The organism is Desulfosporosinus fructosivorans, assembly GCF_004766045.1.
Classification (GTDB): domain Bacteria; phylum Bacillota; class Desulfitobacteriia; order Desulfitobacteriales; family Desulfitobacteriaceae; genus Desulfosporosinus; species Desulfosporosinus fructosivorans.
The window spans coordinates 60631-74122 of sequence record NZ_SPQQ01000014.1 but is presented as its reverse complement, the minus strand read 5'-3'; the positions used below and the strand labels follow the sequence as shown (position 1 = coordinate 74122).

Here is a 13492-nt window from a genome sequence, read left to right as displayed (position 1 = left end):
TAATCTAATGAGAAGTGAAATCAATGTGTAAGTAGCCACCAAGAGTTCCTAACAAATATATTCGCCCTGGAACTATCTGTTAGATTACATGGATTAGTTACTTAGAACTGACACCAAACTCGATTTCCGTTTCAACGACGATCGCACGTAATTGAGCTTGTACACTTTCGGGTAGATTGACAGCTTTATAGTCTTCCAAAATGGATCTTGCAACTTCATAAGCTCTCTCTGCAAAATCCTTACCACCGTCAGCTAACCATACATCTCTCATTCGACGGTCGATGACTTTAGTTTTGGATTGTGTACGCATGTGTTTGAAGGTGTGCTCTTCGCTAATAAAGTTACCAGCGGTTCCTACCTGCTTAATAACATCGATAGCTAAAGTCTCATCTGACACGGGAATCCCACAAACAGCTTTCTTGATCATCCTAGCCATCTCATTATCCATCACCATTTGAGCATAGTCAAAGGTGATACCGAGTTCTAACATTCCCGCTCCATAGATCAGGTTGGACCCTGCCAACGCTGTTAGTAAAGCAGTAATCGTGAACTCATGTGCTGCTTGGCCATCCGGAATTTTGCTATCTACCTAGCCACCGGCTACCCAGCTCGGAAGTAAGTAGAATTGAGCCAGTTTCGCCACACCTGCGTTGATCATGCCCAATTCGGGAGAGCCGACCGGAGCGGTGGCGAACCGTAAATCCATGATCGTTGTAGAACTACCATAGATCGATGGTGCACCTTTGCAAGTGAGTTGGGCTAAGACAATACCACTTAAGACTTCTGCATTGTGCGTGACTAGAGAACCTGCTAAGGTAATCGGGGAAGTAGCTCCAGCCATAGCCATGGACAATATATTAACTGCTACGCCAGCACGTGCACCCGCAATAATAACTTCGGTACAATGGCCAACCAGTTGTAAAGGACTTGTGGGGCAAACATTGCATGAGAAAAGGGGGCGCGCTCTGAACTTTTCCTCGCTGCCTGCAATTATAGTGGCCATTCTTAAAACTTTCTCGAAGTTCTTTCCACCTTCAGTGCCAATGAACACGTGTTTCGTGGTGTTATTAAAAATTGCCTCTGCGTTATGAACTACTGAAGCCTCAGGCGGCACATCTTGGGGGGCAACCGGGCGAAGTACTGCATCCATTTCGTCCATCGCATCACAGAATCTCGTAATATCCGCGACATCCTGCTTAGTGGTCTTTCGATATTCTTTGGTATACGGATCGATGATCGAAACACCTTCACCAAAATTAATAAAGTGAACCCTTTTACCGCCTAAGACGATGTCATGTTTTGGATCTCGACCTGCTAATAACACAGTGTTTGGGGCTGAACGGATAGCATCTTCCACAATATAGCCAGGAATCTTCACAACTTTAGTTTTGTAATCAACAACACATCCGCCTGCAGCGAAAATATCTAGCGCCTCTTTGGATTCTACTTTAATCCCTGTTTTCTCTAAGACCTCTAAGGTTCCATTGTGGATGTCATAAAGTTCATCTTCAGAAAAGATATTGAGTCCGAAGCCTTCAACTTTTGACACGCCTGCTTGAACTTCACTTCTCAATTATTCCACCTCCACTATATTTGAATTATTTAAATTCCTTAACTGAGCCAAGGGGAATACAATTCTGGCCGAGTTAGTTTAAAATTGCGGTAGCCATTTCTTTGGCAGACATAGCATCGGCACAATAGCCATCGGCTCCGATATCATCCGCAAAGCTTTGGGAAACAGGAGCACCGCCGACTAGGATCTTAACCGCGTCACGCAACCCTTCCTCTTTAATTAAGTCGATGGTGGCCTTCATGTTAAGCATAGTCGTGGTTAAGAGAGCAGAGAGACCTACGATCTTGGCATCATACTCTATAATTGCAGCAACAAACCTCTCTGGTGATACATCGACGCCTAGGTCTATTACATTAAAGCCACCGCTTTCCATAATCATAACGACCAGATTCTTACCTATGTCGTGTAAATCCCCAGCCACGGTACCAATAATAATCGTCTTAGTCACTCCAATATCCTCTCCGACCAGTAATGGCTTAACTATTTTCATGCCTTCTGATAAAGCCTTAGCAGACATCATAACCTCTGGCACATACATATCGCCTGCTTTAAATTTCGGAGTAACAATATCCATTCCCACTAGCAGACCCATAGAGATAATTTCCATGGGGTTACCACCAGCATTCACCATTTTTTGGGTTAATTCTCTGACGGCAGCAGCATTCCCTTTAAACACATAATCGGCCAATTGATCAAAATCACTCATCTTAAAATCCTCCTTAATTTAGCTCTAGATTATACCCAAATTAATCTTAGTCCAATATATTCCATATATAATTCCGCCTTTTTATGCCGTGACAACATCATACGGCAAGACGAGGACCTCTATTTAACGACTCGATTTAGCCTTTGAAATGTAGCCTAAAAGATCTTTATCCGTCTCGGGATCAAGTAAGGTTTCAGGCGCACTCTGAAGAATCTTTTTAAACTTGCGATTTGCTCTAACAGTCACATCTTCAGACCCTGCGTTTTTCCAATCAGTATAATTTCCCCAATCCGATACGGAGGGTGTCCACAAAGTGCGGAACTTTTCAAAGGTACTCATGTGGGATAAATAGTTGCCCGTATGTCCCACCTCTTGAATAATATCGACGGCCAATGCTTCATCTGAAGTATCAATCCCTTGAGAAATCCGTCTTACTCTGCTGACCAATTCCTCATCGATTACGAACTTCTCATAAGAAGTCGTCATGATTGCATCTAGTACCCCAAGACTCTGGACGGACATATGGGCCCCACTCATCATTCCCATCATTAAACTCTGCATGCTTTCATACCCTGCCTGACAGTCCACTGTTTTGGAGTGTGTGATTCCAGACATTGTTCTCGTCGGTAAGTGATAGAAATCCAAACCCATTTGTAAACTGGCAGTATTAATTAGCATCGCTTCTGGAGTTCCAGCCGCGTACGTCGCCTCCTTCATATATCCCGAAGTGGAAGCGGTTGCGTAGACAAGTGGAGCTCCTGGATTAATTAATTGAACCAAGACTAATCCTGCAATCGTTTCTGTGTTTTGGAGAACTGCTGTCCCTAAGAGCGAGATAGGTCCACTCACTCCAGCCATGATACACGGAGCAAGCATAATCACCTGGTTGCGCCTTGCATATTCAATCATAGTTTCTAGGGTATCAGGTGCATAGGCCAAAGGACTCAGAGAATTAACCAAGACAGCAGTATAGTGATTTTCCATAAGACATCCTGGTTTACCCATAGCAAGCTCAATCATATCCAACTGTTCGCGTACTTGATGGGTGTGAGCACAGAAACCGATAACAGGTTTATCTGAGTTTTTCAGGGCCTCATACATCATCATTAAAAACTTGTCATTTCTATCAACATCACTTGGATCAACTGGAATGGTACCCACTAAGTCAACAACATCACTAGCTTGACATAATTTCTGGATATTTGCATAATCTTCCAGGGTTGCTTCACGACGTCCTCTATCTATATCCTGTATATACACTGGACCCACATTAGGCTGTACTAAGAATCCCTCTCCAACCGTCACTGAGTATTTATCGTTGCGCGCTCGCATACGGAAGGTTTTAGGTGCAGCCTTTAATGCCTGATCAACCATTTCCCGAGAGATAAATACCGTTTTGTTTTCTACTCTTGCTCCATGTTTTTTGAAAATATCAAGTGCTTCTTCACTATGAAATATAACGCCAGTTTCTTGAAGAATTTTCAGGGTGGCTTCTTGAACCCTTAATAAATCAACCTCGGTCAGAACTTCTAACTTACTTTTCAAACCCATTCTATGACCTCCCTTTGATCTGTTTTTTCATTACCCAGTAAACCTACTATATCCCGAGCTTTTTTTAGATTAAACAAGTCATTAAGACTCATCTAAGTCCACTCGACTTCCTAGATAACATGGTGATTAATTGTAAATAGCTACTATGCCAACGAACTTCGTCTATTGAATGGCTCTTGGTCTACCCAGATTTTATCATTAGCGAAGGCTCTTGTAATGACATGCCAGAATACTTACTAAGATCGTTGAATGACATTATATATTGCAATTTCCATGCCATATACACATAAAGGAAAATTAACAGAGAACAAATTTAACAATATCGTTGATATCAATAACTTTACATCTACGCCCGTTTTTATAATATAATGATAAATAGACATTATTCTATGAAATAATCAAAGGAGGCGTCGAATTTGCCGGATGATAATGAAAGCTGTTTAAATAGGGATGATTTACAAAAAATCTTAGACAATTCTTTTGATGAGATCTTTGTCGTTGATCGCAATGGCTTTGTAACTTACGTTAATAAAGCTTGCATAAAAAATTATGGTCTTAATCCCTCTGAAATAATTGGAAAAACTGTGCATCATCTAATCGACGAAGGGTATTACTCACCTGCCCTCTTCCCATTCGTATTTAAAGATAAAAAGACAGTCACCTTAGAACAGAATACAAGGGCAGGGATTAATCTCGTTGTAACTGCTACACCTGTCCTTGATAGCAAAGGCGAGATTGATTTTATAGTTATGAACAGTCGAGATATTACTCAAATAGAGCAATTAAAACAAGATTTAGATAAAACGCAGAAACTCGTCAGCCATTACAAAAATAAAGTTGCTGAATTAGTTCAGCGAGTCAGTTATTTCAAAGGATACTCTTTTACCAGCGAGAAAATGAGATCATGCCTAGCAATGGTACAAAGAGTCGCTTCTGTCAATTCAACGGTGTTAATCCTCGGAGAGTCAGGAACAGGTAAAAACGTTATAGCAATGGACATTCATAAAATGAGTCCTCGTAAAGAAGAGCCCTTCATTTGCATAAACGGTGCCACCATCCCGGAACACCTTTTAGAATCAGAACTATTTGGTTATTGTCGTGGTGCCTTTACTGGCGCCGATAAATATGGCAAGGTGGGTTTAGTCGAATTAGCTAATGGTGGGACTTTATTCCTCGATGAAGTTGGCGAGATCCCTTTAGCGGTACAAGCTAAATTACTAGAGCTTATCCAAGAACACCGCTTCCTTCCAGTTGGTGGAAAAGAGCATAAAACAATTGATATTCGAATTATTGCAGCTACCAATCGAGATTTACCCCAATTAATCCAAGAAGGTAAGTTCCGTGAAGATTTATATTATAGGTTAAGCGTCGTTGAGGTAGAGCCTCCACCTTTACGTAACAGAGGCGAAGATATTGTGCCCTTGTTACATTATTTTCTAAATCGATATGATTCTCAATATAAATACTCTCATGAATTTGACACCCGCTGTCTCGAAATTCTCAAGAATTATTCTTGGCCCGGTAATATCCGAGAAATGGATCACCTAGCAGAACGCTTAGTCATAACCGTACCAGAAGGAAAAATACTACCTGAACATTTGCCCAGCAAAATCTTTAAGATTCAAGCCCCTCTTTCAAACAACAGTAATCTAGTTGAGGATGAGCTGACTAAATGGAAGAATCTCCAGAAAGTTAGTGATGACGAGGCGATTATAATTCGATTATATAATGAGTTAAGAAGTTCTTATAAAGTGGCAAGCACTCTTAATATTAGCCAAAGTAAGGTAACCCGAATTATACGCACTTATAAGCAAAACTGTAAGATGGGCCAAGATGTTGAAGGATCTTCAAACTAGTATTATGGGCTTTAGGTTATTCCCAATAAAATAGACAATGAGCCTTTTGCAGGTGGAGGAAAATTATGAGATCAGAACAGTTATCCCTTTTAATTGATGTAGCAAAGTACAACTCAATCTCATTAGCCGCTGAGCATGCTTTTATTACCCAGCCAGTAGTCAGCTCATCTATTAGCAAACTTGAGGAAGCCCCCTGAGTAGTAACTTTTCAAACGTACTACGCAGGGGGCTTCCTCTACAGCCATTGGATAGATGATCATTGAAAAGGCTCGATAACTCTTAAGTTGTGTATCATTGCACATTCTACTTTTATTATAGTCCTCCCGGGGTAACTGTAATATACTAAACACTTATACGGGATATAATTAGAGGTGCAGCCAGGCATGGCTTATAGATGACGGCAAAAGGCGGCTTCTGTCAGAAGCCGCCTTTTGCTATTTTCCGGGCTGTCTTACTGCGACAACCCCATTATGATTAGTCTTCTTCAGGATAATCGACAACTTGTATTACATCTTCTTTGCCGAAATCCTCCTTGAGCCATTTGAGTAGGGACATCGATAAGATGATGATAATAACTATAATCGGTACGCTGGTGGCAACCGATGAAAGTTGAATTACCGGTAATCCGCCCACCATCATGATAGCTAGCCCGATCACAGCAAGGAGTGCACACCAGAAAAGTCTTGTCCATTGGGGAGATTCCTGATCGCTCCTAACTTCTTTGCAAGAAATACTAGAAATAATATACGCATTAGTATCAATGGTAGTAGCTTGGAAAATAAGCATTACAAATAAGAAATAGGGAATAACTATTACAGCGCCGGGTAAGGTATGCAAGAGTTGGGAAATCATTGCCCCAGCACCGGCATCCTTCATAGTCATATCAAGTGCTACCCCTAGATTAAGCTGAAGATTTACAGCATAGCCGCCGAACACTAAGAAGAACAGCGAACAGCCGATTGACGTTACAACCATCATATTTAGAACCACGTTTTTGATCGTTCTCCCCTTGGAGATCCTTGCAACAAATAAGCCGAAATACATAGCCCATGCTGCCCACCAAGCCCAGTAAAATACTGTCCAGTCTTGAGGAAAACCGGATTTGGTAATCGGATCTGTATATAAACTCATCCTAAAAAAGTTAGTAATCAAAACCCCTAAGTTGTCAACATAAAAGGAAAACAAAAACAAGGTGGGGCCAACGATCGCAACAAACGCTAATAATCCCATACATAACCAACTATTTAATTCCGACAATTTTTTAATTCCGCTATTTATACCGGAGACAGCACTATAGGTAAATGTTGCTGAAATCACCAGTGTGGTCACGACTTTTACCGTCATAGTATCTGGAATACCCAGATAACCGGCTGCAACAGCCGACATCATAGGAATAACTGTTCCTAAGGTTGTTCCTAATCCGCCGACCAGACCAAGCACAACAAAGATGTCGATCGCTTTGCCAAGCCATCCGTCTACCCGATCACCCAATACTCCCCGGCAAGCATAGCTTGGGGAGAAGTAGGGTTTTTTTCTTACGTAAAGCATGTAGGCAAAGGTAATGGCCCCTGGAACAAAGATAGCCCAGGCCGAAAGCCCCCAGTGAAACATTCCATAGGCAATAGCGAATTGCGCAGCTTCCCCAGAAAATGCCTCATTCCAGTAAGGAGGAAACTTTAGATAATACAAAGGCTCGGCCATGGACCAATAAACTAAACCTGCTCCAACACCGCCAGTGAACATCATTGATAACCAGCTGAAGTCTGAGAATTCAGGTTTATCATCTGTTCCACCCAATTTTACATTGCCATATTTGCCAAAAGCCAGCCAAAATGAAAATATTACACAGCCCAAAGTAAATAATAACCATAACCAGTCCATGTTATAGGTTATAGCTTTTAATATGACTGCAACATAAGGTTGCAAGTCTGTACCATAAATCATCATTGGGGCATATAACAAAACACATAAAATAACACTGCCCCAGAAAACAACAGGATTAATGCGAGCAAATTTCCCTTTAGACTTCTCTTGTGACAAGTTTTTCACCCTTTCTTGTGATTAAATCTGAGAACCGGGTTTAAGAAGATAAGTCAGCTGATAAATTCCTCGTGTCTATCTATAAGTATGTGTTACGAAAGCAAAATCCTTGGTTATTACCTTCTTGGTATTTTTAGGTCCGTGAAAAACAATCCTATGCTGATGCCGCTAAGAACCCTAGGTTATCGGCCTTAATATAGCTATTTTCCACCTCACTAGACTTGCATAAAGTTTAAAATGATTGTCAAAAAGAATTACAAAGATATATCATGAAAATGCCAATAATACCGTTAATCCTTTACTTTTATTCCTCCTTTGATTCAAATATTTCATTGCCCTGAAATGACCATCAAAACCTCCTTATTATAAATGCTTAACTTCTGTCCCACAACTTTAATTGCAAGTTCTTTGCCAATTATCACACAAATTAGTATATTATCTCAGAAAGTTTAATTGCAGTGGTCTATGTACGTATTTTCAAGAACTTATACTAAGCTTTCAGGTCCCATTTATCAACCCCCGGAAAAGCTTAACTTAGAGTAATTTAAAGATTATAACTTTTCAATCACAAATAATTAAGTCTGATGACTCATTTGAGTCATCAGACTTAATTATCGAAGTATTGCGGCAAGTCAGGAAGACTTAGACTGCATAACAAAAGGTGTCCGACCATATTTTCTACAATCAGACACCCCAATAAAAGTTTCCATAAAATGCCACTATCCTATTAGATTTTAAGCTATTTAATGCCCTTTAATGCTCTGTACTCCAAGGCGCCAGATAAGCTTCCTGCTCCTTAGTAAATTTATCAATAGACAAACCTAATACAACTATTCACACTAACCTTAGTAATAATTATTAACCTTCGCTTGTTATTCCAACATATACTTGTTTAACTAAGTTTACTATCCTCAAGAGGAATATCGACGTTGAACAACGAGGAAACGCCCTGAAAGGCCTACAGCACTAACTGCCAGAGCTACGATCAGTCCAATCCAATATCCAGGAGCTCCTATTGGGGTATAACTTGCCATATAATACCCTGCTGGCAATCCGATAAGCCAATAGGAGATGAACGCTGTGATAAATGTCACGTTAACGTCTTTATAGCCGCGCAAAGCCCCCTGAATCGGAGCGGCAATCGCATCCGATAATTGAAAGAACAGAGCATAGATAAGAAACTGTTGGGCCATTTGAATGACCGCGACTTCTTGCGAATACAATGTTGCCACTTGCTCACTAAAGAGCAATAGAATAATAGCACAAATACCAGCCATACCCACAGACATTCCCATACCCAAATAGCTATACTGGCGAGCATCCTTATGCCTTCCTGCCCCCACTTCAAATCCGACCAAAATCGTTAAAGCAGAGGAAATACTTAACGGAACCATGTAAAGCAACGTCGAGAAATTCATAGCGACCTGATGAGCAGCGATAGTTACAGTATTAAAATTACTCATCAGTAAGGCAACGACCGCAAAAATACTGGTCTCCACGAAAATTGCAAAACCAATTGGCAAGCCGATTTTCAGTTGTTCCTTCCATTCTTTAATGGACAGCCCAAATAAACGTCCAAATACATGATACGTTCTGAACGATTTCTGTCGTAGGATTAGAGTCAAGGCAATTAAAGCCAGACACCAATACGTGATCGCAGACGCAACACCGGCGCCAACGCCACCTAAGCTCGGAAAACCGAACTTACCAAAGATCAGAATATAATTAAGTAAGACATTAATGGGTAAAGAAAGCAAAGCGATCAGCATGGTTACGCGAGTTTTCCCAAGTGCATCGATAAATGAACGCAGCACCTGATAAAGGAACAATGCTGGGATTCCAAAGGCAATAGCCAACAAGTATCTGTGTGAAATACGACGTACTGTATCCTCTAAGCCCATTAAATCGAGAATTGAGTCCAAGCTGATTGCCCCCACAGCAATTACTAATCCAGAAATAAATAGGGCTAAATATATCCCTTGATTGACCTTGAAAGCTATATCTTCTTTGCGCTTTGCTCCAATCAACTGAGCCACAATCGGTGTCACAGCTACACAAATTCCGCCTAACCCGGCACTGATAGGTACCCATATACTCGAACCGATCGCCACTCCAGCCAAGTCTTGGGTACTTGCTTGCCCAGACATCACAGTGTCAAAAAAGCTCATTGAAAACATTGTTATCTGGGCAACCAAGATAGGTACTAAGATGAGGAGTAATTGTCTTATCTTTTGAGGTATCGTCAATGTTTGTTTCATAATTGCTCAAACTCAAATTTCAATTTGGCCTCAGACGAATCTTCCCAGATCAAATATGCTGAGAATGATTTACCTGATTTTGATTTAAACCCCTTAATCAGTGGAGTTTTTCCTTTCTTCAAAAGGCTTTTGATTTGATTTGGGGTAAGCACTTTACCACAGATTGGAGTCTTCCATAGTACAAAGTGGCATCCAGCACGCCAACTAGCGCACCCAAATCCCTTTACCCCTTCGATCACCTCTCCACCGCACTTAGGACATGTCCCCAACCCTTCAACCTGCCCCTCTGAGGCAGTAACCTGTATCTCATCACTGGTCTCTCTCTCCGTTTCGACTGACTTATTATTGTTTGTTGTTTTTGTTCCAACGCCCTTTCTCTTGGCGATTGCTTTTCCTTCTGCGCCCGCTTTGGTTACTTTCCCCGTACCCTGAACTTTTCCAGAAGGAGCTAGCGCTAGAGGTTTTTTACCGTGTTTCTGTTCAAAGGAGCGTAGTTCCTCAATTATTCGCCCAATGGCCTCCTCCACGTCTGCCATATATTGTTCGATCGTCAGTTCTCCCTTTTCTACTTTTGAAAGATTAAACTCCATTTGCCCAGTCATTTCTGCACTAACCAGGAGTTGCGCATGAGGAAGACGTTCCTTGATCAAACGAATCAGTTCAGACCCTTTCTGAGTAGGTTTCAAAGACTTTTGCTCCTGGATGATATACCCTCTATCCATTAGATTTTCCATGATAGCTGGTCGTGTCGCCACAGTGCCCAACCCCTTTCCTTTCAATTGCTGACGCAACACCTCATCATCAATCTGTTTGCCAGCGCCTTCCATGGCTTTCAGAAGGTCTCCCTGGGTAAAGCGTTTAGGCGGTTTGGTAGTCTTTTCTTCACTAAAAACGCGTTTCGTACGCACATCCTCCCCTTTACTCAAAGGCGGAAGGGTGGCGTTCTCATCCTCGGTCTGCTCACGGTCATCCTTCTTCTTAGTTTTACGCACAACTCCCTCATCTAATTCATCAGGCCCGTATACCTTCTTCCATCCTGGGCTCAGCAGAACTTTGCCTTTCGTGCGAAAGGGCTCACCCTCAACCTCCGTCACCACTTCGGTCTGATGATACCGAGCAGGGGGAAACCAGACGGCCAGAAAACGGCGAACGATCATGTCATATAGCTTCTGTTCTTCAAAGTTAAGTCTCTCAATAGCAACTTTCTCCGTGGTTGGAATGATAGCGTGATGGGCAGTGATCGTATTGATCACACGTTTACCTTTAGGCACCCCTAAAAGACCTGCTTCATCCACTAGGGTCGTGTATGGATCTTGACGAACTGCCTTTAGATGTTCAGGTAACTTCGGCACAAGATCCTCCGATAAGTAGGCACAATCCGTTCGAGGATAGGTAATCGCCTTTTTCTCATAGAGAGACTGGGCCAATTGGAGCACTTTTTCCGCGCTAAACCCGTGTTTTTTGGAGGCGGCTATTGTCAGTGATGTCAGATCAAAAAGAAGGGGTGCAGGTTCCTGCACATCTTTTTGATCCATTTTTGTAATTTTCCCTGGTTTACCTTGAGTTTTCTCTACGATATCTTCGGCGACTTGACGACTTGTTATCCGTTTTGATTCTTCAGAGAGATCAAACCACTTCCCAGGATAGTCTCCTTGGGTTGTCGCGAACTCAGCTCGCACTTCAAAGAAGGGCTGGGCAACAAAGCGTTCAATTTCCCATTCTCTCTCTACGATCAAGGCCAGGGTCGGAGTCTGTACTCTCCCAATCGAAATGACATTAGGCTTTTTTCGAACGGCATCAAAACTCCCAAACAATGCGGTAAATCCTTCCGTCAGATTCATGCCAAAATCCCAGTCTGCAAACGCTCGGCCGTGACCTGCGGCCGCAAGCCCGGCCACCGCTTCTGCTGGACGAAGGCGCTTCAAACCTTCTCGAATCGCCGCTGTTGTCAGCGAGGAAATCCACAACCTAGACAAGGGTTTACTGCACTTAGAGGCATCCCACACTTCCTGAAAAAGCAACTGCCCTTCCCTGTCAGCGTCCGTTCCACATATAACTTCTTCGATATCCGTTGACTTTAACCAGCGTTGGATCACTTGATACTGTTTGATCGCCCCGGATTTGACTACCCTGCGAAATGAATTTAAGTGCGGCAGAACTGGCAAACGGTTTAAACTCCAACGTTTCCCCACCCGATCAAGATCCATATACGCTTCCGGGCGCTCCAGCTCTAAAAGATGGCCGTAGCACCACGTGATCACATACAGCTCATTTTCAAGATATCCGTCTTCTTTACCTCGAACTCCTAATGCCGTGGCATATTCACGAGCTTGAGAAGGTTTTTCAGCAACAATAAGGGTCTTTCCCATGCCTTGGCCTCACTTTATTTTAATTTCACGTGCTACTATCGAGAGTTTTCTAACCCCGTGAATAACACCCATAAACCATTACTTTAACTACGATAATTCAACAAGGGTTTGCATATATATGAATACCCATAAAATAAAAAAAAGGGGGTATTTCGTATGTTATCTAATGAAGAATTTATTCGACAATCCCTTGAACTAAACCTTTTCTTTTTGCGTATCATGAAGGAACATGCTTTTTTCATGGAAGCCGCCTTCGGTTCTAAGGACAAATCTTTAGCCCAACAAGCCGATACCCTTAAGTGCGAATTGACTACGTTACTCGCAGAGACAATAATGCTTGCCGATGGGGTTATTAGTCCTGAAGTTCTCGCTTCAGGGGAATTAGTTACAAAGTTCACCTTTGAGGCTGAGCGAGCGACAGAATTCTATTCTGGTATCCAGCTTGATAAGGAACTGAGCCGTATGGGACTCTGCTTAGATAAGAAGCTAACCCCCTCAATAAGCTCACTGTTATTAGATCAGGTCTCAGCCCTTAATCAAAAGGCGATCACAGCTACGACTGTCTTGGCTGATTATAAATCCAAACTCCTTCAAGACATCTTAAGTTGTAAAATTTTTACGTTTAACTACCCCTTGTTGATCGATCACATACTGCGGGAAGCGCGGTTCTACATAAAGATTCTTTATCAATTACAGACCCGCCAAGTAGTCAACCTTCTAGAGGATATCATCGATCAAGAGAAATTTTGGAATCGAATCATGGCAGAGCATGCGAAATTTATTCGCGGTTTGTTAGACCCCACTGAAGTTGCACTCTTTGAGACAGCTAATCGTTTTGGTAAAGTGTTCGATGCGCTCACAAATCAGGCCATTACAATGACGACACAGACAACTATACTACCACAACTCAGCAGTAAAACCATTAAAGCCACGGCTAGTCTAAGAGATTTTAAAACAGCAGCCACCGAAGGTTTAATACAATGCAAAATTAGAGCGTTGGCTGTGCCCTTGTTAGCTGATCACGTACTTCGGGAAGCAAACCATTATCTGAGACTCCTCACCACATTTAATGCACGGTTACAATAACTCTTAGCATCATTATATCTTAACAATCTGACATTATATAGTTAGTAATAGAT

Annotated in this window: 8 protein-coding genes and 1 pseudogene; 3 read left to right on the top strand and 6 right to left on the bottom strand. The window is 42.0% G+C overall.

Features of this window, described 5'->3' with window-relative positions; translation table 11 throughout:
• Positions 1 to 97: 97 nt before the first annotated feature.
• The 3 genes and pseudogenes from mttB to E4K67_RS25335 form a co-directional block, all read right to left on the bottom strand.
• Positions 98 to 1549, bottom strand: a pseudogene (gene mttB, locus E4K67_RS30850) ([trimethylamine--corrinoid protein] Co-methyltransferase).
• Between the two features lie 97 nt (positions 1550 to 1646).
• Positions 1647 to 2279, bottom strand: coding sequence for a cobalamin B12-binding domain-containing protein (locus E4K67_RS25340; protein ID WP_135551856.1), 633 nt, complete (start codon positions 2277 to 2279; stop codon positions 1647 to 1649).
• A 123-nt stretch (positions 2280 to 2402) separates the two neighbouring features.
• Positions 2403 to 3830 carry a trimethylamine methyltransferase family protein gene (locus E4K67_RS25335; RefSeq protein WP_135551854.1) on the bottom strand — a complete coding sequence of 476 codons (1428 nt, stop codon included), beginning with the start codon at positions 3828 to 3830 and terminating at the stop codon, positions 2403 to 2405.
• Positions 3831 to 4246: 416 nt separating this feature from the next.
• Here E4K67_RS25335 and E4K67_RS25330 point away from each other — a divergent pair, with 416 nt between their 5' ends.
• Positions 4247 to 5686 (top strand): sigma-54 interaction domain-containing protein, encoded by a 1440-nt coding sequence (locus E4K67_RS25330; protein WP_135551853.1) that lies wholly within the window; start codon positions 4247 to 4249, stop codon positions 5684 to 5686.
• A 65-nt stretch (positions 5687 to 5751) separates the two neighbouring features.
• Entirely contained in the window at positions 5752 to 5883 is a 132-nt protein-coding gene (locus E4K67_RS25325; RefSeq protein ID WP_243454625.1) for a helix-turn-helix domain-containing protein, read from the top strand.
• A gap of 277 nt (positions 5884 to 6160) precedes the next feature.
• Here the strand turns inward: E4K67_RS25325 and E4K67_RS25320 are convergent, their stop codons facing one another.
• The 3 genes from E4K67_RS25320 to E4K67_RS25310 all read right to left on the bottom strand — a co-directional run bounded on the left by E4K67_RS25320 (position 6161) and on the right by E4K67_RS25310 (position 12353).
• Positions 6161 to 7726 carry a BCCT family transporter gene (locus E4K67_RS25320; protein WP_135551851.1) on the bottom strand — a complete coding sequence of 522 codons (1566 nt, stop codon included), beginning with the start codon at positions 7724 to 7726 and terminating at the stop codon, positions 6161 to 6163.
• Positions 7727 to 8637: 911 nt separating this feature from the next.
• Complete coding sequence (locus tag E4K67_RS25315; RefSeq protein ID WP_135551849.1) at positions 8638 to 9984, bottom strand: MATE family efflux transporter; 1347 nt, start codon at positions 9982 to 9984, stop codon at positions 8638 to 8640.
• Positions 9981 to 12353, bottom strand: a complete 2373-nt coding sequence (locus tag E4K67_RS25310) for a type IA DNA topoisomerase (protein WP_135551847.1) — start codon at positions 12351 to 12353, stop codon at positions 9981 to 9983. The genes E4K67_RS25315 and E4K67_RS25310 overlap by 4 nt, the downstream gene beginning before the upstream one ends.
• A 156-nt stretch (positions 12354 to 12509) precedes the next feature.
• Between E4K67_RS25310 and E4K67_RS25305 the strand changes: the two genes are divergently transcribed.
• Positions 12510 to 13439: a DUF2935 domain-containing protein gene (locus tag E4K67_RS25305; protein WP_135551845.1), complete on the top strand. Its 930-nt coding sequence runs from the start codon at positions 12510 to 12512 to the stop codon at positions 13437 to 13439.
• Positions 13440 to 13492 lie beyond the last annotated feature (53 nt).

What these genes read in the sequence shown, in the direction of transcription:
- E4K67_RS25340 (WP_135551856.1), bottom strand. Translation starts at nt 2,279, where the DNA reads ATGAGTGATTTTGATCAATTGGCCGATTATGTGTTTAAAGGGAATGCT.
- E4K67_RS25335 (WP_135551854.1), bottom strand. Translation starts at nt 3,830, where the DNA reads ATGGGTTTGAAAAGTAAGTTAGAAGTTCTGACCGAGGTTGATTTATTA.
- E4K67_RS25325 (WP_243454625.1), top strand. Translation starts at nt 5,752, where the DNA reads ATGAGATCAGAACAGTTATCCCTTTTAATTGATGTAGCAAAGTACAAC.
- E4K67_RS25315 (WP_135551849.1), bottom strand. Translation starts at nt 9,984, where the DNA reads ATGAAACAAACATTGACGATACCTCAAAAGATAAGACAATTACTCCTC.
- E4K67_RS25310 (WP_135551847.1), bottom strand. Translation starts at nt 12,353, where the DNA reads ATGGGAAAGACCCTTATTGTTGCTGAAAAACCTTCTCAAGCTCGTGAA.
- E4K67_RS25305 (WP_135551845.1), top strand. Translation starts at nt 12,510, where the DNA reads ATGTTATCTAATGAAGAATTTATTCGACAATCCCTTGAACTAAACCTT.